This window comes from Stenotrophomonas sp. PD6, from assembly GCF_049199305.1.
Lineage (GTDB): Bacteria > Pseudomonadota > Gammaproteobacteria > Xanthomonadales > Xanthomonadaceae > Stenotrophomonas.
In genome coordinates this window covers 1-22,818 of the sequence record NZ_JBLZQD010000025.1, presented here as the reverse complement: position 1 = coordinate 22,818, position 22,818 = coordinate 1, and the positions used below count along the sequence as shown (strand labels likewise).

The 22,818-nt window shown below is 68.7% G+C and carries 16 protein-coding genes; 6 read left to right on the top strand and 10 right to left on the bottom strand.

The genetic code is table 11. The annotated features are described in order from the left end of the window. Positions 1 to 33: 33 nt before the first annotated feature. The 3 genes from ACOZHM_RS20050 to ACOZHM_RS20040 form a co-directional block, all read right to left on the bottom strand. Positions 34 to 1,473: an ExeM/NucH family extracellular endonuclease gene (locus ACOZHM_RS20050; RefSeq protein WP_421571094.1), complete on the bottom strand. Its 1,440-nt coding sequence runs from the start codon at positions 1,471 to 1,473 to the stop codon at positions 34 to 36. Between the two features lie 340 nt (positions 1,474 to 1,813). Then, entirely contained in the window at positions 1,814 to 2,332 is a 519-nt protein-coding gene (locus ACOZHM_RS20045; protein ID WP_421571093.1) for a c-type cytochrome, read from the bottom strand. Positions 2,333 to 2,447: 115 nt separating this feature from the next. Beyond that, complete coding sequence (locus ACOZHM_RS20040) at positions 2,448 to 3,053, bottom strand: TetR/AcrR family transcriptional regulator (protein WP_421571092.1); 606 nt, start codon at positions 3,051 to 3,053, stop codon at positions 2,448 to 2,450. Between the two features lie 92 nt (positions 3,054 to 3,145). Here ACOZHM_RS20040 and ACOZHM_RS20035 point away from each other — a divergent pair, with 92 nt between their 5' ends. From ACOZHM_RS20035 to ACOZHM_RS20025, 3 genes are read left to right on the top strand one after another with little or no spacing between them, the layout of a single operon-like run. Next, positions 3,146 to 4,309, top strand: coding sequence for an isovaleryl-CoA dehydrogenase (locus tag ACOZHM_RS20035; protein ID WP_421571090.1), 1,164 nt, complete (start codon positions 3,146 to 3,148; stop codon positions 4,307 to 4,309). A 10-nt stretch (positions 4,310 to 4,319) separates the two neighbouring features. After that, a complete protein-coding gene (locus ACOZHM_RS20030) occupies positions 4,320 to 5,930 on the top strand; it encodes a carboxyl transferase domain-containing protein (RefSeq protein WP_421571089.1) in 1,611 nt (536 codons plus the stop codon). Between the two features lie 55 nt (positions 5,931 to 5,985). Further along, on the top strand, positions 5,986 to 7,968 hold the full coding sequence (locus ACOZHM_RS20025) for an acetyl-CoA carboxylase biotin carboxylase subunit (RefSeq protein ID WP_421571088.1): 1,983 nt from the start codon (positions 5,986 to 5,988) through the stop codon (positions 7,966 to 7,968). A 249-nt stretch (positions 7,969 to 8,217) separates the two neighbouring features. Here the strand turns inward: ACOZHM_RS20025 and ACOZHM_RS20020 are convergent, their stop codons facing one another. Next, a complete protein-coding gene (locus ACOZHM_RS20020) occupies positions 8,218 to 10,695 on the bottom strand; it encodes a putative peptide modification system cyclase (protein WP_421571087.1) in 2,478 nt (825 codons plus the stop codon). Beyond that, entirely contained in the window at positions 10,692 to 11,855 is a 1,164-nt protein-coding gene (locus tag ACOZHM_RS20015) for a putative peptide maturation dehydrogenase (RefSeq protein ID WP_421571086.1), read from the bottom strand. The genes ACOZHM_RS20020 and ACOZHM_RS20015 overlap by 4 nt, the downstream gene beginning before the upstream one ends. Before the next feature lie 183 nt (positions 11,856 to 12,038). Between ACOZHM_RS20015 and ACOZHM_RS20010 the strand changes: the two genes are divergently transcribed. Further along, entirely contained in the window at positions 12,039 to 12,341 is a 303-nt protein-coding gene (locus ACOZHM_RS20010; protein WP_421571085.1) for an NHLP-related RiPP peptide, read from the top strand. A gap of 24 nt (positions 12,342 to 12,365) precedes the next feature. On the opposite strand, the gene ACOZHM_RS20005 is transcribed toward ACOZHM_RS20010, so the two are convergent. The 4 genes from ACOZHM_RS20005 to aceB form a co-directional block, all read right to left on the bottom strand. After that, positions 12,366 to 14,846, bottom strand: coding sequence for a putative peptide modification system cyclase (locus tag ACOZHM_RS20005; RefSeq protein WP_421571084.1), 2,481 nt, complete (start codon positions 14,844 to 14,846; stop codon positions 12,366 to 12,368). A gap of 12 nt (positions 14,847 to 14,858) precedes the next feature. Further along, positions 14,859 to 15,902, bottom strand: coding sequence for a diguanylate cyclase domain-containing protein (locus ACOZHM_RS20000; RefSeq protein WP_421571083.1), 1,044 nt, complete (start codon positions 15,900 to 15,902; stop codon positions 14,859 to 14,861). A 310-nt stretch (positions 15,903 to 16,212) separates the two neighbouring features. Then, entirely contained in the window at positions 16,213 to 17,496 is a 1,284-nt protein-coding gene (gene aceA / locus ACOZHM_RS19995; RefSeq protein WP_421571081.1) for an isocitrate lyase, read from the bottom strand. 129 nt (positions 17,497 to 17,625) lie between these two features. Further along, complete coding sequence (gene aceB / locus ACOZHM_RS19990; protein ID WP_421571080.1) at positions 17,626 to 19,275, bottom strand: malate synthase A; 1,650 nt, start codon at positions 19,273 to 19,275, stop codon at positions 17,626 to 17,628. 106 nt (positions 19,276 to 19,381) lie between these two features. On the opposite strand from aceB, the gene ACOZHM_RS19985 reads away from it, so the two are divergent. Both ACOZHM_RS19985 and ACOZHM_RS19980 read left to right on the top strand, forming a co-directional pair. Then, the gene (locus ACOZHM_RS19985) at positions 19,382 to 20,350 is read left to right on the top strand and encodes a LysR family transcriptional regulator (RefSeq protein ID WP_421571079.1); all 969 of its coding nucleotides are present in this window, start codon (positions 19,382 to 19,384) and stop codon (positions 20,348 to 20,350) included. 9 nt (positions 20,351 to 20,359) lie between these two features. Continuing rightward, the gene (locus ACOZHM_RS19980; RefSeq protein ID WP_421571078.1) at positions 20,360 to 21,265 is read left to right on the top strand and encodes a LysR substrate-binding domain-containing protein; all 906 of its coding nucleotides are present in this window, start codon (positions 20,360 to 20,362) and stop codon (positions 21,263 to 21,265) included. Here the strand turns inward: ACOZHM_RS19980 and ACOZHM_RS19975 are convergent. After that, the gene (locus tag ACOZHM_RS19975) at positions 21,255 to 22,526 is read right to left on the bottom strand and encodes an MFS transporter (protein ID WP_421571077.1); all 1,272 of its coding nucleotides are present in this window, start codon (positions 22,524 to 22,526) and stop codon (positions 21,255 to 21,257) included. The two genes, ACOZHM_RS19980 and ACOZHM_RS19975, sit on opposite strands and share 11 nt — an antisense overlap. Positions 22,527 to 22,818: the final 292 nt, after the last annotated feature.

The following is a 22,818-nucleotide window of genomic DNA, read 5'->3' as shown; positions in this document are numbered from 1 at the left end:
CCAACGGTCGGCACCTACCGGGTCATCCCCGTTTTATTTGTCGAAACCCAGAATCAACGGGTCGTGGTCCGAACTGCGCCACGGGCCCGCCACGTTGCGGTCGCGGTAGCCCACGTCGTCGGCTTCGTCGGCATTGATATGCCACTCGGCCGCGCCGCGCAGGCGCTTGGCCATGCCCGGGCTGAGCAGGGCATGGTCGAGGCGGCCGGTCATGCCGTTGTAGACATAACTGTAAGGACGCTCGACCTTGGCCACGCCGAAGGCGTCGCGCCAGCCGGCGTCATGCAGGGTGCGGATCGGCGCTTCCATCGCATAGGCGTTGAAGTCGCCCAGCAGAATCGCATCGGTGGTGCCGGCATGGGTCGGGTCGGTGCCCAGCCACTGGTCGAGCAGGCGCGCCGATTCGACGCGGGTGGCATTCCAGCAGCCCTGCCCATCGTTCTGGTCGGCATCAGCGCCGGTGGCTTCCGAACAGCCCTTGGACTTGAAGTGGTTGGCAACCACCACGAACGGTGCGCCCTTGCCGGCACGGAACGCCTGCGCCAGCGGCACGCGGCTGTGCGGGCCGAACGGTGCGGTTTCCAGCACGGCCGGCGCGCCGACCGGGGTCACCCGCGAGCTGCGGTAGATGATGCCGACCCGGATCGGGTTTTCGCCCGGGCCCTTGCCGGCGTCGATGAAGCGCCAGTCTGCGCCCTTGCCACGGTTGGCGTTGAGCGCGGCGACGAGTTCGGCGATGGCCGACTGCGGGCCGTAGCCGTCGTTCTCCAGCTCCATCAGGGCGGCCACGTCCGCGCCGAGTGCGTTGACGGTGGCCACCAGCTTGGCGGTCTGCGCCTGGTGTTCGGCCAGGGTGCGGGCGCCACGCAGGGTCGGGTAACCACCGCCTTGGCCGTCGCCGTTGAAGAAGTTTTCCAGGTTGAAGGCGGCCACTTTGAGCGCGCCGGGTACTGCCGGCACAGTCGGGCGGGCCAACGCAGGCAGCTGCAGCGGGGTGGTCACCTGCAGGCGCGGGGTGCCCTTGGCGTCCACGTGCACGATGCCTTCCACGTTGCGCAGGACGGTGCCGGTGCGCAGGGTGGCGCCGGCCGGCAGGTAGGCCACCGGGCCGGGGTCGCGGGCGCTGCTGCCGTCGTCGAGCAGGAGGCGGCGGCGCTGGTTGTCGGCGATCACCTTGGCGTGTGCGTCGGTGCCCGGGGCGGCCACTTCGCTGGGCTGCCAGAGGCGGCCGTCGAAGGCCACGGTGAGTTCGCCGAAGCGGGCCAGCCCGTCGGTGCCGGCCAGGGTCAGCGGCGCGGCGATGCGCACGTGCTGGCCGTCCAGCGCGCGCCAGTCGGCGGGCGCGGCGGTGAGGGTGATGGTGGCGGAGGTCGCCGGGGTCGGTGCGGTCGGGCGTGCCTGCGGCTGGGCTTGGGCGAAGGCGGTGGCGGGCAGCAGCAGCGACAGGGCAAGAGCGAGGGAGCGACGGCGCATCGACGGCGATTCCGGAAACGGGTGCACAGGGTAATGCGGAATTGTGGCGGGGAGCGGTCGGGGGCAGGGATTTGGGCGGGTTTGGCAAAGCCGCGTGGGGACGGAACGCGTGGGACACGCATGGCGTGTCGCTACGCGTCCCTGCAAGCGGGGCGCCCGGTGCGTGGCGGCATTGCGCGCGGGCCGGCAATCGGGGCGCGTGGCGGCGTTGCGCGCGTACCGGGGTGTTTCCCGGCGCGCGGCGCCGCGTAGCGACACGCCATGCGTGTCCCACGTAATGCCGGATGTCGGGCGTGGCGGGTCCGCGTAGCCACCCATGGGGTGGCTCTACGTGGGTGGGTTACTTCAGGTTCGCCAGCATCCAATCCACGGTGGCGTGGATCTGCTCCTCGCTCAGCGCCGGGTTGCCGCCCTTGGGCGGCATGATCCCGCCGTCCGGGCCGGTGTAGCCCTCCAGCGCGTGCTTGTAGAGGGTGTCCTTGCCCTGGGCGAGGCGCGCATCCCAATGGGCGTGGTCCAGGGTCGGCGCCTGGCCGACGCCGGTGGTGTGGCAGGCGGTGCACAGGTTGTTGAAGATCACCTTGCCGTCGGTGGTGCCGCCATAGGCCACCTGGGCGGCTGCCTTGGCCAGCGCCGCAGCCTTGGCCGCCGCCTGGTCGGCGGCACCGGTGCTGCCGGCATACACCGCACCGGCCGGCGCAATGCGCAGCTCGGTACGTTTGGCCGCCTGGGGCGATATTTCAGGGGGAATGCGGGTGTGCAGATACGCAGCGAACAGGATCAATCCGAGCGTAATGGCCATCAACAACGCGATGATCATGGAGAAGCGTTTCAGGAACTCGAGATCGTAATTCCGCACTCTCTATACCCCTGGCTGGTAGTCGTTGGACCACGGCTTGTTTCCCGAGTATGACCAGCGGCGGCGGCGCTCTGCAAGCCGCCACCGGGTGTCGCAATGCAGCATCGGCCGGCGCTCAGGCCCCGGCGGCCCGCAGGCAGAACACGCAGATGGATTCGACCAGTGCCGCTTCGTCGCCGTGCGCGTCGCGGCTGGGCGCGGTAGGACCCACCAGCGCCTCGGTAAATGCACCGACGATGCAGGCCGCTGCGACATGGGTGTCCTGCGCCGGGAAGGTGCCCGCTTCAATGCCATCGGCGACGATGCGCCGGAACACGTCGCCGAACAGCCGGCGGCAGCGGATGCGCTCGGCTTCCACTTCCGGGTCGACCGGTTCGGCGATGAAGGCGTAGGCCAGGCCCGGACCGGCCAGGGCGCGGCGGACGAAGGCGGTAATGGCCCGGCGCAGGCGCTCGGGCGCCGGCAGCGGCTCGGCGGCGATGGCCTCGAAGATGCGCAGTTCGTGCTCCACCGCGTTGGTGAGCACCTCTACGAACAGCTCGGCCTTGGAGGGGAAGTGCCGGTAGATCAGCCCGGTGGAGACCCCCGCCTCGGCCGCCACGGCGGTGACCGGGGCGTTGCGGTAACCGCCGGCGGCCACCAGGGCACGGGTGGCCAGCAGGATCCGCTCGCGGGCCCCGGCCAGGCGTTCTTCCATCAGAGGGGAGCGTTTATAGGCCATTTGCTGATTCTATGTTCAATTTTTGAATTTGTATTCACTTTTACATCGGGGAGGACTAGGCTGGGCGTACATTCCCTTCTGCCGAGCCGCTCATGCACGTCCCCACCATGAACTTCGACCTCGGCGAAGAGATCGACATGCTTCGCGAGAGCGTCGCCCATTTTGCCTCGGTGGAGATCGCGCCGCTGGCGGCCAAGGCCGACGAGGAAAATCTGTTCCCCCACCCGCTGTGGCGCAAGCTCGGCGAGCAGGGCCTGCTCGGCCTGACCGTGGAAGAAGAATACGGCGGCAGCGGCATGGGCTACCTGGCCCACGTGGTGGCGATGGAAGAAATTTCGCGCGCCTCCGGCGGCATCGGCCTGTCCTACGGCGCGCATTCCAACCTGTGCGTGAACCAGCTGCGCAAGAACGGCACCGAAGAGCAGAAGCGTCGCTTCCTGCCCGGCCTGTGCAGCGGCGAGCTGGTGGGTGCGCTGGCGATGAGCGAGCCGGGCGCCGGTTCGGACGTGGTGTCGATGAAGCTGCGCGCCGACAAGCGCGGCGACCACTACGTGCTCAACGGCAACAAGATGTGGATCACCAACGGCCCCGATGCGGACGTGCTGGTGGTGTACGCCAAGACCGACCCGGACGCCGGCGCCAAGGGCATCACCGCGTTCCTGGTCGAGAAGGGCATGAAGGGCTTCAGCACCGCGCAGAAGCTGGACAAGCTGGGCATGCGCGGCTCCAACACCTGCGAGCTGGTGTTCGAGGACTGCGAGGTGCCCGAGGCCAACGTGCTGGGCAAGGTCGGCGGCGGCGTGAACGTGCTGATGTCCGGGCTGGATTTCGAGCGCGTGGTGCTTTCCGGCGGCCCGCTGGGCCTGATGGCAGCGGGCATGGATGTGGTGATGCCGTATGTGCACGAACGCAAGCAGTTCGGCGAGGCCATCGGTACTTTCCAGCTGATCCAGGCCAAGCTGGCCGACATGTACGTGGGGCTCAACGCCTGCCGCGCATATGTGTATGCGGTGGCGCGCGCCTGCGACCAGGGCCGCACCACCCGCCAGGACGCGGCCGGTGCCATTCTGTATTCGGCCGAGAAGGCCACCTGGCTGACCGGCCAGGCGATCCAGATCCTGGGCGGCAACGGCTACATCAACGAGTACCCGACCGGGCGTTTGTGGCGCGATGCCAAGCTGTACGAGATCGGCGCCGGCACCTCGGAGATCCGCCGTATGCTGATCGGTCGCGAACTGTTCCAGCGCACCAAGTAAGGGCCCACCCATGACGGTACTGAGCACGCAGCTGCAACCGGGCAGCGACACCTTCGAGGCCAACCGCGCCGCGCTGCAGGCGGTGGTGGACGACCTGCGCGCCACCCTGGCGCAGACCGCGCTGGGCGGCAGCGAGGCGGCACGGCAGAAACACACCGCGCGCGGCAAGCTGCTGGTGCGCGACCGCATCGACGCCCTGCTCGACCCGGGCAGCGCGTTCCTGGAGATCGCGCCGCTGGCCGCGCACGGGATGTACGGCGATCCGATTCCCAGCGCGGGCGTGGTGGCCGGGATCGGCCGCGTTTCCGGGGTGGAATGCGTGATCGTGGCCAACGACGCCACGGTCAAGGGCGGCACCTACTACCCGATGACGGTGAAGAAGCACCTGCGCGCGCAGGAAGTGGCCGAGCAGAACCGGCTGCCCTGCATCTATCTGGTGGATTCGGGTGGCGCGTTCCTGCCGCTGCAGGACGAGGTGTTCCCGGACCGCGATCATTTCGGCCGCATCTTCTACAACCAGGCCAATCTCTCGGCGCAGGGCATTCCCCAGATCGCCTGCGTGATGGGCTCGTGCACCGCCGGCGGCGCGTATGTGCCGGCGATGAGCGATGAGACGGTGATCGTGCGCGAACAGGGCACCATCTTCCTGGGCGGCCCGCCGCTGGTGAAGGCGGCGACCGGCGAAGTGGTCACCGCTGAAGAACTGGGCGGTGCCGACGTGCACACGCGCATTTCCGGCGTGGCCGACCACATGGCCGACAACGACCTGCAGGCGCTGGCACGCGTACGCGCGATCATCGCCCAGCTCAACTGGCGCAAGCCCGAGCCGGCGCTGGCGGTGCAGGCGCCCGCCGCGCCGCGCTACCCGGCCGACGAACTGTATGGCGTGATTCCCGCCGATACGCGCAAGCCCTACGACGTGCGCGAAGTGATCATGCGGCTGGTGGACGATTCGCGCTTCGACGAGTTCAAGCCGCGCTACGGCAATACGCTGGTGACCGGGTTCGCGCACCTGCATGGCTACCCGGTGGGCATCATCGCCAACAACGGCATCCTGTTCTCCGAGTCCGCGCTCAAGGGCGCGCACTTCATTGAGCTGTGCACCCAGCGCGGCATTCCGCTGGTGTTCCTGCAGAACATCACCGGCTTCATGGTCGGGCGCAAGTACGAACACGGCGGCATCGCCAAGGACGGCGCCAAGCTGGTGATGGCGGTGGCCTGCGCGAAGGTGCCCAAGTTCACGGTGGTGATCGGCGGCTCGTTCGGCGCCGGCAACTACGGCATGTGCGGCCGCGCCTATTCGCCCAATTTCCTGTGGATGTGGCCGAACGCGCGCATCGGCGTGATGGGCGGCGAGCAGGCGGCCAGCGTGCTGGCCACGGTGAAGCGCGACGGCATCGAGGCCAAGGGCGGGCAGTGGTCGGCGGAGGAGGAAGACGGCTTCAAGGCGCCCATCCGCGAGCAGTTCGAGCAGCAGGGCCACCCCTACTACGCCAGCGCGCGGCTGTGGGACGACGGCGTGATCGATCCGGCCGACACGCGCCGCGTGCTGGGCCTGGCGCTGTCGGCCAGCCTCAACGCGCCGGCACGGAAAACCGAGTTCGGCGTGTTCCGCATGTAACGCACGGGCGGTGCCGCCCGGCACCGCCGCCCCTGGCCTGCGCAACGAGACTTCCATGTTCACCAAGATCCTGATCGCCAACCGTGGCGAAATTGCCTGCCGCATCATCGCCACCTGCCGGCGCCTGGGCATCGCGACCGTCGCCGTGTTCTCCGACGCCGACCGCGACGCACGCCACGTGCGCCTGGCCGACGAAGCCGTCGGCATCGGCCCGGCCCCGGCACGCGAGAGCTACCTGCGCAGCGATGCGATCCTGGACGCGGCACGCCGCACCGGCGCGCAGGCGATCCATCCCGGCTACGGCTTCCTGTCCGAAAACGCCGCGTTCGCGCAGGCGTGTGCGGAGGCGGGCATCGTCTTCATCGGGCCGTCGGCCTCGGCGATCCGCGCGATGGGCGACAAGAGCGCGGCCAAGGCGCTGATGGCGCAGGCCGGCGTGCCGCTGACCCCGGGCTACCACGGCGACGCACAGGCGCCCGACTTCCTGCGCGGGCAGGCCGACGGCATCGGCTACCCGGTGCTGATCAAGGCCAGCGCCGGCGGCGGCGGCAAGGGCATGCGCAAGGTGGAAGACAGCGCGGCCTTCACCGAGGCGCTGGCCAGCTGCCAGCGCGAGGCGCAGTCCGCGTTCGGCAACGCGCACGTGCTGGTGGAAAAGTACGTGGAGCGGCCGCGCCACATCGAGATCCAGGTGTTCGGCGACAGCCACGGCAACGTGGTGTACCTGTTCGAGCGCGACTGCTCGGTGCAGCGCCGCCACCAGAAGGTGCTGGAAGAAGCGCCCGCGCCGGGCATGACACCCGAGCGCCGCGCGGCGATGGGCAAGGCGGCGGTGGATGCGGCGCGCGCGGTGGACTACGTGGGCGCCGGCACGGTGGAGTTCATCGCCGGGCCTGATGGCGATTTCTATTTCATGGAAATGAACACCCGCCTGCAGGTCGAACACCCCGTAACCGAGTGCATCACCGGTACCGACCTGGTGGAGTGGCAGCTGCGCGTGGCCAGCGGTGAACCGCTGCCGCTGCAGCAGGAACAGCTGCGCATCAACGGCCATGCGCTGGAGGCGCGGCTGTACGCCGAAGACGCCGACAAGGGCTTCCTGCCCTCCACCGGCACGCTGCGCCACCTGCGCATGCCGGCCGCGTCGGCGCATGTGCGCGTGGATGCGGGTGTGGAACAGGGCGATGCGATCACCCCGTTCTACGACCCGATGATCGCCAAGCTGATCGTGTGGGACGTGGACCGCGATGCGGCGCTGCGCCGCATGCAGCAGGCGCTGGCCGAATGCGAGGTGGTGGGGGTGACCACCAACGCGGCCTTCCTGCGCAAGCTGGTGATGACCGATTCGTTCGTGCACGCGAAGCTGGACACCGCATTGATCGACCGCGAGCAGGCCGCGCTGGCGCCGCACGACGGCGATACCGCCGCGGCGCAGTGGGCGATGGCGGCCGTGGCCGCGGTGGCGTCGGAGGCGCCGGCGTTCGCCGATGCGCGCGACCCGCATTCGCCGTGGCAGGCCAGCGATGGCTGGCGGCTGGGTCAACGTGCGGCGCGACGGCTGACGCTGGAGCACCGCGGCCGCCAGCAGGTGCTGGCAGTGGAGGGCCATGGCGAGGCGTGGTCGATCGAGGTGAACGGCACGCCGGTGTTGGCGCAGGGTCGTATGGCCGGCGAGCAGCTGGCATTGCAGGTTGGAGAGAGCCTGCACCGCGCGCGCGTGGTCCGCGATGGCAGCGAGCTGTATCTGTTCGGCACTGACGGCGTGCAGCGCTTCACCCTGCACGACCCGGTGAGTGAAGCGGACCAGGGCGTGGCCGACGCCGGCAGCCTGGTGGCGCCGATGCCGGGCCGCATTGTGGCCACGCTGGTGGCGGCAGGCACCACGGTGGCACGCGGCACGCCGCTGGTGGTGCTGGAGGCGATGAAGATGGAGCACACGCTGCAGGCACCGGCTGACGGCGTGGTGCAGGGCTACCGGGTCAAGGCCGGTGACCAGGTGGGCGACGGGGCGGTGCTGGTGGATTTCGAGGCCACCTGATCCACACCACCCGTCGTGACACCCCATGGGTGTCTTCGCGGTGCCGGAACGAAATACAGCCACGCATGGCGTGGCTCTACGGATTCGGGCAGCGCCGAATCGGATTCGTGCGGTGCCGAATCGGATCCGGCCGGTGCCCAATCGGTTTCGTGCAGCGCCGAATCGGATCCGGCCGGTGCCCAATCGGTTTCGTGCAGCGCCGAATCGGATCCGGGCGGTGCCCAATCGGATTCGTGCAGCACCCAATCCTCATTGCCGCATCGTCGCGTCCGACACGGTATCGTGCACATTCAGCGCCTGCATCAACTGCGTGTTCGCCACCTCCGCAATCGCCCTGCCCCGGTTCTCGAACAGCCATTCGTTCTGCTTCTGGAACTGCTCACCATCGCCAAGCAGGCGGTACGCTTCACGCAGCGCCACACGCGCCTGCACCGGTTCGCTGCCGTCCATCATCGGCCGCAGCAGCGCCACGGCTTTCTGCGGTTCGCTCCTGCCGATGTTCTGCATGGCCAGGACCACGGTGCGCCACTTCCCGATCATGGGATTCTTCTGCTTCACCACCTGCGCGTCGTACTCGGCCAGCAGCCGGTCGGCCAGCGCATGGTCGCCCTGGCGCTGCGCCAGGTACACCAGCGACAGCAGGCGTAGCGTGCGGTCCGGCATGTTGGGGTGGCTGGCATCTGCCAGCCGTGGACGCATCTCGCCCGCGATGCGTGCCAGCGCCTTGGAATCGCCCTGCTGGCACGCGGTGTCGACCAGCGCTTCCAGCACGCGGACATGCATGCGGAAATCGGGCGATTCGGTGGGCATCGGCTCTGTCGACAGCGCCTCGCGCATGCCCGTGCAGTCGTCCTGGTCCGCCGCCAGCAGCATGCGCACGCGAACGTTCATCAGCGCCTGCAGCTCATCGCCGGGCGTGCCGAGCTGGTCCAGTACCTCACGCGCTTCCCGGTAGCGACGCATGGCAATCAGCGCATCGGCGCGTGGGTCGGCGGCCGGACGGCTGGTCAGCTGCTCGGACTGCCTGAAGCTGCGCACGGCATCGTCGTAGCGGTTGGTTCCCAGCTGGATCCAGCCCAGGTTCGCAAAGGCGTAAGCGCGCAGTGGGTTCGAGGGTACGGCGGCGGCGCGGGCGTAGCGCTCGGCGTCCTCGAAGCGGTTGTCGACCAGCAGGTACCAGGAGGTGGTGTAGAGACCCGCGTAAGAGTCGGGGTAGACATCGGCCAGCACGCGCCAGTCGTCGAGCGGCCAGGAGACCGGGCTCAACTCGTTGCTCCAGGCCTTCAGGTACAGCCGCTCGCGGTGCGGCAGGCGCTGGCTTACCGCCAGCGCGCGGGCCACGTGGGGCTGTGCTTCGGCGCGCTGGTCCAGCCGAACCAGCAGCCTCGCCAGGCCGATGTGGGCCATGGCGAAATCCGGGTCGGCATCGATCGCCGCGTCGTAGAGCTTGGTCGCCTCGGAAAAACGACGACGGCCCAGCGCGTTCTCGGCCAGCGCGAACGACTTCAGTGCCTGCAGGTTGGACGTGGTTGCCTGCGGCAGCGGTACCGACTGTTGCAACGAGGCAACCGATTCGCCCAGGCCCGCGCGCAGCTGGCCGACGACGTCGTCAACGGCCCCCAGCACATCGGTGGAGGCCTTGGCCGTTGCGTGATAGCTGCGCACCACCGCGCGGGTGGCCGGATCGAGCAGTTCGACGCTGACCAGGTAATGACCGCCCGCCTCGGTAATGGCCGGCGCCAGCACCATGCGTGCCCCCTCGCGCGCCGCCACGTCGCTGGCAAGCTCGCGATCCAGGGCGCGTGCAGATGGAACCCGCAACAGATCGCGCGATTCGGAGACCTTGCTGCTGGAGAGCACATTGACGTAGCGCGACTGCTCCAGGCTCATCAGCAGCGCCCGCTGCAACGAAGCGTCGAACAGCGTCTCGCCCGTGGCGTTGTCCACGTCGGCCAGCACCACCCAGTCGCGCTCGGCAAAGGCGATGGCGGGCGCCGGGCGCAGCAGGATCCAGCCGCCGACGGCCAGCATTGCGATAACCACGACCTGGGCGGCGAGCGCAGCCGGGCGCCTCCACACCGGAAGCACACGGCGCGCGTTGGCATTTCCGCGCGGCATTCGTACCGGGGTAATGCCCAACTCGCCCGCTTCGAACACTTCCTGCACCGACGGCACCGACGTGAAGCGCCAGGGGCCATGCGACTTCCAGAGCAGCCTGTCACCCCGTTCGCCCAGCACACCGCTTGCTCGCCGCGCCAACGTTTCGGCCACGGCGGACAGCAGGATCTGCCCGGGCCACGCCAACGCCATGAGGCGCGCGGCCAGCGGTTTTGCCAGGCCCTCCGCTTCGAGCGGCTTGGCACCGTCAGCGACGGCCTCTGGACTGTTTTCCCGGATCAGGACTTCGCCGACGTGCAGACCGGCGCGCGCGCTAAGTTCGATACCCCGCTGCTTGCCGACCTCCAGCAGTTCGCGCTGGTAGTCCAATGCAAACCCCAACGCATCGATCGGCCGTTCGAACAGCATGAACACCCCGTTGGAGCGATCGATCTGCTTCCCGTGCCAGTGCTGCTGCAGCGCCAGGACCAGCCGGTCGTGCTGCTGGAACAGTTCGGCGGCCACGCTGTCGCCCAGCCGTTCGACCAGGCCGATGGAATCGCACAGATCGGTGAACAACAGGGCTTTCAGCAACGGGGGTGGGGTTGAAGGGGTGACATCCCCGCTCATGACTGGGCCCAGACCACATTGTTCGGATCGAACTCGGTGGTATCCAGCGTATCGCCGCGCCAGCCAATGCCCACGATCGCGATGGGACTCTGGGTGACGCCATCCAGTGCGAACACCGCTTCGGTGTCCACGTCATTGATGGCGGCGGTGACAAACGCAGCCAGGCCGCGCTCGGTTGCGGCCATGTACACGGCCTGCGAGATATGACCCACGTCCAGCAACAGTGCCCGGTAGGCCTTGGCGTGGTTGCGGTACTTCCAGTTGGTGCGTGCGAAGCGCGGCACCAGCACAAGGTGGGCCGCCGCGTTGGCGAACCAGTCCTGGCCGGACAGCATGGCGTCGGCCACCTCCTGCAACGGTCGCTCGCACTGGCGTGGCAGTGCCACCAGCGCATGCTTCACGGGGTGATAGTGGTACAGCCCGGGCGCCAGTCCATCCACCCGCTGCACGAGCAGATAGGTCTCGGTGGGATGCAGCCCTCCGCCGGATGGCACGTTCTTCTTCAGGAACTCGGTATCGGCGTCCACCTGCACCACCGCCTGCGCCTTCACCGTGCGCTGCAGGAGCTGCGCCAGCTGCGCGCAACCGATGCTGCGTGCGGCATCGAAGTTGCGGCAGGTCGTGCGGCGTTCCAGCAACCGGTCGTACTCGGTGGCCTCCACGACGGGAAGCGGTTGATACGTGCCGGGGTGCACCTGCACCGCTGGCGGCGGCGGGCCGAGCTGCCGGCGAAGATCCTTGGCGGTGACCATGTTGCTGTCGCGCATCTGCGCGGCACTGTTGACGCCGCTCCAGCGGGCATGCCGGTGGGTCAGGGCCGCCAGCGGCCACCAGTGGCCGTCGCGCATGCCTTCGTCGCGGAGGCGATGCGCGGCGTGCTGCTCGTCGTCGGCGATCAGCAGCCCGGCCTCCAGCAGCGGTTGCCAGTCAGCCGGGGGGCAATTGATGTCGCCCGCCTCGGTCCAGTCCCGGGCACCGAGCGACCCCAGCAGTTCCCGCTGTGCGGCACTCACCGGCACGGCCTGTTCCAGGTGTGCGGCCAGGGCGAACCAGGTGATGGTGGTGGACAGCTCCGTACGCCCGGCAAGCATGGCGTTGAAGTCGATGCCGACCTCTTCGCGTGGCTCGAACATGACAGTAGTGCAACGGCGCAGTTTCATTCGGGGCCGACCGTGGGAGGACCCGGACATTCTAGCCGCGGCGCCTTGGGTTCCGTCGTGCGTGGCCGGTCTTCGGCGTACCCTGCGTGGTGCTTCGCACCGTGCGTTGGCCGGTCCTGCCGGGCACTACATTCCCGCCTGGCCCGGCCGATAACCCTCACTTCACCCACTGGATCGAGCGCAATGAGCAACGACAAACCGGAAACGAACAAGATTTCCCCTGAAATCGCCGCGCGGCTGGTGAGCAGGCTGATTGACGACCCCGCCTTCCGTGAGCTGTTCCAGAAGGATGCACGCCAGGCACTGACCGAGCTGGGGTTGAGCACGGACGCCCAGCCGCTGTGCTGCGACATCCAGCAGCTGGCCAGCGTGGAAGAGCTGCGCGCGGTGCAGGCCCAGTTGGAGAAGTACCTGAGCACGTCCTACCAGGCGATGCTGGTACCGCACTGCTTCGAGGCGGGCAAGGCCGCCGACTCACTCGAATGACGACGCCGCCAGCCTGCGCCCCACCTAGTTGGAACGCAGGCTGGCGTCACCCAGCATGTCGTGGATGCTGAGCGGCTGCATCAGCTGCATGGGCGCCAGTTCGGCAATCGCGCGCCCTCGATGGGCATACAGCCATTCGTTCTGCTCGTGGAACGTCTCGGCATTGCCCAGCGTGCGTTGTACTTCGCGCAGCGCCACCCGGGCCTGTACTGGTTCGGTACCATCCAGGATCGGCCGCAGCAGTGCCTCGGCCTGCGCAGGCTGGTTACGGCCCAGCTGCTGCATGGCCAGCACGATGGCATGCCACTTGCCGACCACCGGACTTTTCAACGAGTCGATCAACGCCGCATGGTCGCGCAGCAGCGCGTCGGCGCGCGCAACATCGCCCTGGCGCTGTGCGAGATACACCAGCGACAGCAGGCGCAGTACCCGGTCGGACAGGTTCGGGTTGGCGGTGTCCTTGAGCAGCGGGAGCAGCTGGTCTGACACGGCGGCCAGCGCAGCGGGGTCGCGCCGCTCGCAGGCGGTGTCCACCACCGCGTGCATCAGCAATACATGCGTGCGGAAGTCGTCCGATTCGCTCGGCGGCTCCTCACTGGCCAGCGCATCGGTCATGCCGGTGCAGTCGTCCTGGTCGGCAGCCAGCAGCACCCGGACGCGCTGGTACATGATGGTCTGCAGCTCGTCGCGCGACTTGGGCAGCTGCGCCAGCAGCGCCTGTGCTTCCTTGTAGCGACGCTGGGCGATCAGCACGTCCACGCGCGTGTCGCTGGCGCTGCGGCCGGTGAGCTGCTCTGCCTGCTGGAAGCTGCGCAACGCATCGTCATAGCGGTTGGTCGCCAGCTGGATCCACCCCGTATAGCCGATGGGATAGGCACGCAGCGGCGCCTGCGGTACCGACGCTGCGCGTGCGTAGTGCTCGGCCTCTTCATAGCGGTTGTCCATCAACAGGAAGCCCGCCGTGTTGGCCTGCCCTGCAAACGAGTCGGGATAGACTTCGGCCAGCACGCGCCAGTCTTCCAGCGGCCAGCCATCCGGGCGCAGCTCGCTGCTCCAGGCCTTGAGGTAGAGGCGCTCGCGGTGCGGCAGGCGATCATTGAGGGCCAGTGCCTGTTTCAGATGTGGCAGGGCCTCGGCGCGCCGGTCGATGCGCACCAGCAACCTGGCCAGGCCCATGTGCGCCATGGCGAAGTCCGGGTCGGCGTCCAGTGCCGCCTCATAAAGTTTGGTCGCTTCAGCGAAGCGACCGCCGCCCACCGCGCGCTCGGCCAGCGCATACGACTTGAGCGCCTGCAGGTTGTTGGTGGACGCCTGCGGCAGTGGCACCGACTGCTGCAGCGAGGCCACGGTTTCGCCCAGGCCCGCGCGCAGGCGGCCCACGACGTTGTCCACGGCGGCCACCACGTCGTCGGGGGCGCGGGCCTCGGCGTGGTACGAACGCACGACCGAACGGCTGACCGGATCCAGCAGGTCAACGGCCACGACGTACTGCCCCCCGAAGCGGTTGATGCTGGGCACCAGCACCATGCGCGCGCCCTCGCGCGAGGCCACGTCGCCGGCCAGGTCGCGGTCCAGCGCGCGCGTGGAAGGCACCCGCAGCAGCTCGCGCGATTGCTTCACCTTGCTGTCCGACAACACGTTGACGTAGCGCGACTGCTCCAGGCTGATCAGCAGCGCGCGCTGCAGGCTGTCGTCGAACAGCGCCTCACCACTGCGATTGTCCACATCGGCCACCACCACCCAGTCCCGCTCGGCGAACGCGATGGCCGGTTCCGGGCGCAACAGCACCCAGCCGCCCACGACGAGCATCGCCAGCACGGCGGCTTCGGCGGCCAATGCAGCGGGCTGCCGCCACAACGGAATGTCGCGGCGGGCCTTGGCGCTGCCGCGCGGCATGCGCAGGGGCGTGAAGCCAACCTCGCCGACCTCGACCACTTCCTGCGTGGTGGGAATACCCTTGAACCGCCAGCGCCCGTGCGATTTCCAGACCAGCCGCTCGGCGCGTTCGCCCAGTTCCGCGGTGGCGCGCCGGGTCAGCGAGTCGGCCACCGCCGAGAGCAGGATCTGGCCGGGGCGCGCCAGGGTCATCAGGCGCGCCGCCATCGGCTTGGCCAGGCCTTCAACCTCCAGCGACTTGGCACCGGCCTTGATGGCTTCGGGGCTGTTCTCCCAGGTGAGCACTTCGCCCACATGCAGGCCGGCGCGCGCCCGCAGTTCGATGCCGCGCTCCTTGCCGATCTCCTGCAGGCCGCGCTGGTAATCCAGGGCGAAGCCGAGCCCGTCGATGGCGCGCTCGAAGAGCAGGAACAGGCCGTCGGAGCGATCGATCTGATGCCCGTTCCACTGCTGCTGCAGGGTCAGTACCAGCCGGTCGTGCTGCTGGAACAGCTCGGCGGCGGCGCTGTCGCCGATCCGCTCGACCAGCAACACGGAGTCGCACAGGTCGGTGAACAGCAGCGCGCGCAGCTGGGGGGCTTGGGTCGACGTTCCGTTGTCGCCGTTCATTTGGAAATTCCGTCAGGGCTTTGCGGTCGCGGCACGCGACCAGTGCAGCCGGTTGCCGCCCAGGCGCTTGGCCTGGTACAGCGCGTTGTCGGCGCGAGCGTACCAGTCGCTCCAGTCACTCTGAGGCTCGAGCAGGCACACGCCGATGCTGACCGGGCAGACGTGCGGCTGGCCGGTGGCCCGCCCCATCAGACCGTGCACGGCGCTGAGGATGAATTCGGCCGCATGCTGCAGGGTGTCCGGGTCGGCCACGCGCAGCAGCAGGCAGAATTCGTCGCCGCCCAGCCGGCAGGCGCGGTCCTGCTCGGTGGCCACCGAACGCAGGATGTTGGCCACGCTCTGCAGCACGCGGTCGCCGGCCTGGTGGCCGTGTTCGTCGTTGACCCGCTTGAAGTGGTCGCAGTCGATCAGCAGCAGGCCCTGCGGCGCGCCGTTGTCGTGGCTGCGGCATTCCTGCAGGTACAGCGCCAGGCCGCGGCGGTTGTGCAGGCCGGTCATTTCGTCGGTGCGGACCAGCTCCCGGGTGTGGGTGAGCTGGTGGGTGGTGACGTATAGATTGTCCAGCGCCGCTTCGAGGTCGTGGTTGCGGCGGCGCAGCTGCCGGATCAGGACCTGTTCGTTGCTGACGACCCGCATGATGGTGCGGCGCAGGAAGTACGCCACCATGCCCGGATCGCGGTCCACCAGGCGCTGGAAATCGCCATGGCTGAGTTCGAGTACCAGCGAATCGGCCGTGGCCTGGGCGTCGGCGCTGCGGGGATGGTCACCGATCAGCAGGCCGAGTTCGCCGAAGAATTCATGCGGCCCCAGCGACTTGACCACCAGGTCCTCGCCGAAGTCGAGCTCGATGCTGCCGCTGACGATGACATACATGGTGTCACCGCCCTGGTTGCGCAGGAACAGGTGTTCCCCGGCGCGCAGGTGGCGTTGCTGGCCAAATTCGGCGAACAGGGCGAACTCGCCCGCGCTCAGCACGGCGTGCACGATCTCAGCCATCGCGGTCTGGGCGATGCCTGCTTCTGGTTCGCACACGTTCGTCGCAAACTTGCCGGTCATCACAACACCCGCTTCCCAGCGTCCCCCGGTGAGCGGACGAGGATAGCACTCCTTAAAAGTGTGCGCCTCATCCCATTTCCATGCCCCGGCGCCCGAAATGCTTCGGCGCTCCGGCCCAACCTTACCCAACGCGACGACCGGTGCAAACCGGCCATTCCCTACCGCATGGTGGCTCAGGGGGACCGTAACATCTGGGCGTGGCATATAAAAGAAGGGCCGCCCCTACAGGGACGGCCTTGTGTGGTTGGGGCGGGTTGCCGGGAGCCGGCCAACGGCCGGCGCTACCCGGGGGTGCCGCGGCGCTCGAGGGTCAGGCCGCCCGGAATTGCTCTTCTTCGGTCGAGCCGGTCAGCGCGGTGGTCGAGGACTGACCCTGCTGGATGGCCTGGGTGACGGCGTCGAAGTAGCCGGTGCCCACCTCGCGCTGGTGCTTGACCGCGGTGAAGCCACGGTCGGCGGCGGCGAACTCGGCCTCCTGCAGTTCGACGAAGGCGCTCATCTGGCGGCGGGCGTAGCCGTGGGCCAGGTTGAACATGGAGTAGTTCAGCGCGTGGAAGCCGGCCAGGGTGATGAACTGGAACTTGTAGCCGTAGCGCGCGATCTCCTTCTGGAAGGTGGCGATGGTGGCGTCGTCCAGGTTCTTCTTCCAGTTGAAGCTGGGCGAGCAGTTGTAGGCCAGCAGCTTGCCCGGGAACTTGGCGTGGATGGCTTCGGCGAATTTGCGGGCGAATTCCAGGTCCGGCTTGCCGGTCTCGCACCAGATCAGGTCGGCGTAGGGCGCATAGGCCAGGCCGCGGCTGATGGCCTGGTCCAGGCCGTTGCGGGTCTTGTAGAAGCCTTCCACGGTGCGCTCGCCGGTGGCGAAGGGCTGGTCGTTGGCGTCGATGTCGCTGGTCAGCAGGTCGGCCGCCTCGGCGTCGGTGCGGGCCACCAGCAGGGTCGGCACGCCCAGCACGTCGGCCGCCAGGCGCGCGGCGTTCAACTTCTCGATCGCCTCGCGGGTCGGCACCAACACCTTGCCGCCCATGTGGCCGCACTTTTTCACCGAGGCCAGCTGGTCCTCAAAGTGCACGCCGGCGGCGCCCGCCTCGATCATGGCCTTCATCAGTTCGAAGGCGTTGAGCACGCCGCCAAAGCCGGCCTCGGCGTCGGCCACGATCGGCTGCAGGAAGTCGATCTCGTCCTTGCCTTCGGCGTGGTGCAGCTGGTCGGCGCGCAGCAGGGTGTTGTTGATGCGCTTGACCACCGCCGGCACCGAGTCGGCCGGGTACAGCGACTGGTCGGGGTACATCTGGCCGGCCAGGTTGGCGTCGGCGGCGACCTGCCAACCGGACAGGTAGATGGCGTTGAGCCCGGCCTTGACCTGCTGCATGGCCTGGTTGCCGGTCAGCGCGCCCAGCGCGTTGACGAAGTCCTTTTCATGCAGGTACTTCCACAGCTTCTCCGCGCCCAGCCGGGCCAGCGAGTGCTCCACGTGCACGGTGCCGCGCAGGCGCACCACGTCGGCGGCGCTGTAGTTGCGCTGGATGCCGGCCCAACGCGGGTCGGTGTTCCATTCGTGCTGGATCTGTTCGGCGGTGGGCAGCTTGCTCATGGCGGTTCTCCAGGGTCGATGGGGCAGCGGGGCAGAGCCCCGCTCTACGGCGGTGGGAAAAGGCAGCGGGGCAGAGCCCCGCTCTACGGGTATCAAGTGCGTAGCGCCGGGCTCTGCCCGGCAGGCGGGTCAATCCAGGCGGTCGTACGCCGGCAAGGTCAGGAAGTCGGTCAGTTCGTTGCGGCGGCTGAGTTCGGCCAGCAGCGCCATGGCTTCGTCGATGCGCGCCCCGCCCGGCAGGGTGCTGCGCTCGCCCAGGCGGGCGGGCAACCGGGCCAGGGTGGCGTCGAGCAGCGCCAGGTCGATGGCGGTGCCGTCGTCCAGGTGCTGGCCCGGCACATGCAGCCACTGCCACAGCTGGCTGCGGCTGATCTCGGCGGTGGCCGCGTCTTCCATCAGGTGATGGATGGGCACGCAGCCATTGCCGTCCAGCCACGCGGCCAGGTAGCGCACGCAGACCTCCACGTTGCCCTCGAAGCCGGCGCGGGTAATGGTGCCGGTGGGCGCGGCGATCAACGCATCGCGGCTGGCCTGCACGTCGCGGCGCAGCACGGCGTGCTGGTTCGGGCCGGGCATGTGTTCGTCGAAGATGGCCTGCGCCACGGGAATCAGCGCCGGGTGGGCTACCCAGGTGCCGTCATGACCGGCGGTGACTTCGCGCAGCTTGTCGGCACGCACGCGGGCCATCGCCTGCTCGTTCGCGGCCGGGTCGTGGTTGATCGGAATCTGCGCGGCCATGCCGCCCATCGCATGCGCACCGCGACGGTGGCAGGTCTGGATCAGCAGTTCGGAATAGGCCTTCAGGAACGGCTGCGTCATGGTCACCTGGCCACGCTCGGGCAGCACCTTGTCGGCGTGCTTACGGAAGGTCTTGATGTACGAAAAGATGTAGTCCCAGCGCCCGCAGTTCAGGCCGACGATGCGGTCGCGCAGCGCGTGCAGGATCTCGTCCATTTCGAACACCGCCGGCAGCGTCTCGATCAGCACGGTGACCTTGATCTGGCCATGCGGCAGACCGAGCATGCCCTCGATGTGCGACAGCGCGGTCTCCCACAGCGCGGCCTCTTCCATCGACTGCAGCTTGGGCAGGTAGAAGTACGGCCCGCGCTGGCGGCACATCAGGGTGCGGGCGTTATGGAAGGCGAACACGGCGGCATCGAACAGGCCGCCGGCCAGCGGCTGGCCGTCGATGCGCACGTGCTTCTCGTCCAGGTGCCAGCCACGCGGGCGCACGATCAGCACCGCCTGCTCGTCCAGCGGGCGCAGGGCGTACTGCTTGCCCGGCTTGCCGTCCACCGACGGCCCGGTATGGGTCAGGTCGCCGCGCACGGCGCCGATCAGGGCCTGCTGGCCGGCCAGCAGGTTGCGCCAGGCCGGGGCGGTGGAATCCTCGAAGTCGGCCATGAACACCTTGGCGCCCGAATTCAGCGCGTTGATGACCATCTTCGGGTCGGTCGGGCCGGTGATCTCCACGCGGCGGTCCTGCAGCGCATCCGGGATCGGCGCCACGCGCCAGTCCTCGCTGCGAATGGCGGCAGTGTCGGCGCGGAAGTCCGGCAGGCCGCCGCCGTCGAAGAACGCTTGGCGCTCGCGGCGGGCCTGCAGGCGGCGCTGGCGCTCGGGTTCCACGGCGCGGTGCAACGACACCAGCAGCGCCAATACGCCCGCCGGCAGCAGGGCCGACTGGCCGGCGAGCTGGGTGGTCAGGGCAATGCCCGGCGTGGCCGGGGCATCGGCCGGGGTGGGCTGGGCGGTGGCGAAGGCGGCGACAGCGGACATGTCCAACTCCTGCGTTGCGGGTGACCCCACCGTGCGCCGGAGTGTGGTATTTGACAAAACAGTTATCGCAATGCTTTACATAAGTCAGACTTATAGTCGTTACACCATGCCCACGCCGCGACCGCCAAGTCCCCGTTTTTCCTACAAGTCTGACCGGCTCAAGCCGCTGCGGGCGTTCTGCCAGACGGTGCGACTGGGCTCAGTCTCACGGGCTGCTGAGGCGCTGTTCGTCAGCCAGCCGGCCATCAGCCAGCAGTTGCAGGCGCTGGAACGCGAGTTGGGGCTGGTGCTGTTCGAGCGCAGCGGGCGGCGGCTGGTGCCCAGCCGCGAGGGCCAGTTGCTGTTCGAGATGGCCCAGCCGCTGGTGGAGAGCCTGGACGGGCTGGAGGCCAGCTTCCGCGACAAGGTCAAAGGCCTGGACGCGGGCGAGCTCAACATCGCCGCCAACAGCTCCACCATCCTGTACCTGCTGCCACGCATCGTGGAGCGCTTCCGCCAGCGCCACCCGGACGTGCGCCTGACCCTGCACAACGCGATCAGCGCCGACGGCACCGACCTGCTGCGCAGCGACGCGGCCGACCTGGCGGTGGGCTCGATGACCGACGTGCCCGCCGACCTCAGCTACGCGCCGGCCTACCGCTTCGAGCAGGTGCTGATCGCCCCGCCCGACCACCCGCTGGCCACCGCGCCGGAGCTGACCCTGCAGGCGATCTCGGCCTACCCGCTGGTGCTGCCGCCCAAGCGCCAGATCACCTACCGGCTGGTGGACCAGGTGTTCCAGCGCCAGCGCGTGCCGTACACGGTGGCGCTGGAAGTGGGTGGCTGGGAGGTGATCAAGCAGTACGTGGCGATGGGCATGGGCATTTCGATCGTGCCGGCGCTGTGCCTCAACGATGCCGACCGGGACCGGCTGGTGACGCGTTCGATGAGCGCCTGGTTCCCCGAGCGCAGTTATGGGGTGATCGTGCGCCGCGGCCGCTTCCTGTCGCCGCAGGCGCGCGCCTTCATCGAGCTGATCCAGCCGGACCTGTTCAGTCCGCGCAGCTATGATGAAAGCGGTCATTCCGAACGCTGATGCGCTGCCATGTCGATTGAACTGCGCCACCTGCGGTACTTCCTGGCGGTGGCCGATACGCTGCACTTCGGCCGTGCTGCCGAGCGCCTGGGCATGTCGCAGCCGCCGCTCAGCCAGCAGATCCGGCAACTGGAAACGCTGCTGGGCGCGCGCCTGTTTTTGCGCAGCAACCGCCGGGTGGAACTCACCGAGGCCGGGCGCGTGCTGCAGGCACAGGCCACCGAGGCGCTGGCGCGGGTGGACCAGGCCATCGACCTCACACAGCGCGCGCAGCGCGGCGAGACCGGCGAGCTGCGCATCGGGCTGACCCGTGCCACGCCGCTGTCCACGCAGATTCCGCGCGCGATCTTCGCCTACCGCCAGCAGTTCCCGCAGGTGCAGTTGAAGCTGCGCGAGATGAATACCCTGCAGCAGATCGATGCGCTGGTGGCCAACGAACTGGACGTGGGGTTGATCCGCAAGCGCGCGTTGCCGACGCCGCTGATGTCACGCAAGTTGTTCAGCGATCCGCTGGCGCTGGTGGTGCATGACCAGCACCCGTTGATCCGCGATCTTCCGGACGGTGCACCGGTGGCGCTGCGCCAGTTCGCGCATGAGCCCTTCGTCGGTTTCCTGCGCGAGGTCGGCGCCGGCATCCACGACCATTTCATCGCGCTGTGTCGCAGCGCCGGCTTCACGCCGCGCATCATCCAGGAGGCGGGTGAAGCGTCCACGCTGATCAGTCTTGCCGCCTCTGGGCTGGGCGTAACGGTATTGCCCGCCTCGTGCAGCCACATCCACGTGGAAGGCGCGCGCTTCGTGCCGTTGAGCGATCGCGCCGCCAGTTCGGAAGTGCATGTGGCCTACCGGCGCGGCGCACCCTCGCCGCTGATCACCCACTTCACCCGGCTGCTGCAGGGCGGCTTCAGCGACTGACCGCCAGCGCGGCCGGCAGCGGTTGCGCGCGGCGGCCCAGCCGCCAGGCGATGGTGGCGCCGATGGCGGTCAGCACGGCGGTGAAGGCGCACACGCCCCACCAGTCCCAGCGGGTGTAGAACACGCCGCCGGCCGCACCGGCCAGGCTGGACCCCAGGTAATAGGCGAACAGGTACAGCGCAGAGGCTTCGGCACGCATCACGCCGGCACGGCTGCCGACCCAGCTGCTGGCCACCGAATGGCCGCCGAAGAAGCCGAAGGTCACCAGCGCGATACCCACCGCCATGCAGCCCAGCCACGGCAGCGCCAACATGACGATGCCCAGTGCGATCAGCCCGTAGCAGATGCCCAGCACGCGGCCACGGCCATGCCGGTTGGCCTGCTGGCCCATCCATGCCGAGCTGAAGGTGCCGACCAGGTACACGCTGAAGATCAGGCCGACCACGGTCTGGCTGAGCCGGTACGGCGGCGCCAGCAGGTGATAGCCGAGGTAGTTGTAGAGGGTGACGAACACGCCCATGAGCACGAACGCGGTGGCGAACAGCGACGGCAGGCCCGGGTCGGCGAACAGCTGGCGCCAGCGCGCGGGCAGCTCGCGCAGGCCGCCGCGACGGCTCTGGAAATGGCGCGAGGGCGGCAGCTGCACCCACAGCAGCACGGTGCTGAGCACGGCGATCAGCGAGACCACGCCGATGCCCCAGCGCCAGCCCCAATGGTCGGCCACGATGCCGGCAATCAGCCGCCCGCTCATGCCGCCGACCGCATTGCCGCCGATATACAGGCCCATGGCCAGGCCCAGCGCGCGGCTGTCCATCTCTTCCACCAGGTAGGTCATCGCCACCGCAGGGACGCCGCTGAGGGCGATGCCGAGCAGGGCGCGCAGGATCAGCAGGGTGGTCCAGTCGTGGACCATGGCGCTGGCCGCGGACAGCACGGTGGAGGCGAGCAACGCGGTGATCATGACGCCGCGCCGGCCGACCCGGTCGGAGATCAGGCCGGCCACCAGCATGGAGACGGCCAGCAGGCCGGTGCTGAGCGACAGCGCCAGCGCGCTGTTGGCGGCGGAAACCCCGAAGTGGCGGCTGAACTCGGGCAACAGCGGCTGCACGGTGTAGAGCAGGCCGAAGGTGGAGAAGCCGGCCAGGAACAGCGCCGCTGCGGTGCGGCGGAAGGCGGGCGTGCCCTGCTCGATGTGCTGCGAAGCCGTGGGCGGATGGTCGGTGGAACTGCGCTGCGGCAGCGCTGCGGTGTCGCCGTTCATTGCGTCTGGGCCCGTGGGGGCGGGCCGGTGCGTAAGAGTCAGCGCTCAGGATAGGCAGCGGGTACAGGTCGATCCATAACCTGACGAGTCTGGATTGAGACGTTTGGCGTATCGAACGGTGAAACGGCCGGGCAGAGCCCGGCGCTACGGCGAGGTGCGGCGAGCGTATCGAACGGTGAAACGGCCCGGCCGAGCCCCGCCCGACCGCGGGGGGCGGCGCACCGAATTGGCGGCGGGCGCCCCCCCCCAAAGGGGGGGGGGGCGGGCCCGCGCCCGCCCCGCCCCCCCCCCC

Coding starts and splice junctions, on each gene's coding strand:
- ACOZHM_RS20050 (WP_421571094.1), bottom strand. CDS start 1,473: ATGCGCCGTCGCTCCCTCGCTCTTGCCCTGTCGCTGCTGCTGCCCGCC.
- ACOZHM_RS20040 (WP_421571092.1), bottom strand. CDS start 3,053: ATGGCCTATAAACGCTCCCCTCTGATGGAAGAACGCCTGGCCGGGGCC.
- ACOZHM_RS20035 (WP_421571090.1), top strand. CDS start 3,146: ATGCACGTCCCCACCATGAACTTCGACCTCGGCGAAGAGATCGACATG.
- ACOZHM_RS20030 (WP_421571089.1), top strand. CDS start 4,320: ATGACGGTACTGAGCACGCAGCTGCAACCGGGCAGCGACACCTTCGAG.
- ACOZHM_RS20025 (WP_421571088.1), top strand. CDS start 5,986: ATGTTCACCAAGATCCTGATCGCCAACCGTGGCGAAATTGCCTGCCGC.
- ACOZHM_RS20020 (WP_421571087.1), bottom strand. CDS start 10,695: ATGAGCGGGGATGTCACCCCTTCAACCCCACCCCCGTTGCTGAAAGCC.
- ACOZHM_RS20015 (WP_421571086.1), bottom strand. CDS start 11,855: ATGAAACTGCGCCGTTGCACTACTGTCATGTTCGAGCCACGCGAAGAG.
- ACOZHM_RS20010 (WP_421571085.1), top strand. CDS start 12,039: ATGAGCAACGACAAACCGGAAACGAACAAGATTTCCCCTGAAATCGCC.
- ACOZHM_RS20005 (WP_421571084.1), bottom strand. CDS start 14,846: ATGAACGGCGACAACGGAACGTCGACCCAAGCCCCCCAGCTGCGCGCG.
- ACOZHM_RS20000 (WP_421571083.1), bottom strand. CDS start 15,902: ATGACCGGCAAGTTTGCGACGAACGTGTGCGAACCAGAAGCAGGCATC.
- aceA (WP_421571081.1), bottom strand. CDS start 17,496: ATGAGCAAGCTGCCCACCGCCGAACAGATCCAGCACGAATGGAACACC.
- aceB (WP_421571080.1), bottom strand. CDS start 19,275: ATGTCCGCTGTCGCCGCCTTCGCCACCGCCCAGCCCACCCCGGCCGAT.
- ACOZHM_RS19985 (WP_421571079.1), top strand. CDS start 19,382: ATGCCCACGCCGCGACCGCCAAGTCCCCGTTTTTCCTACAAGTCTGAC.
- ACOZHM_RS19980 (WP_421571078.1), top strand. CDS start 20,360: ATGTCGATTGAACTGCGCCACCTGCGGTACTTCCTGGCGGTGGCCGAT.
- ACOZHM_RS19975 (WP_421571077.1), bottom strand. CDS start 22,526: ATGAACGGCGACACCGCAGCGCTGCCGCAGCGCAGTTCCACCGACCAT.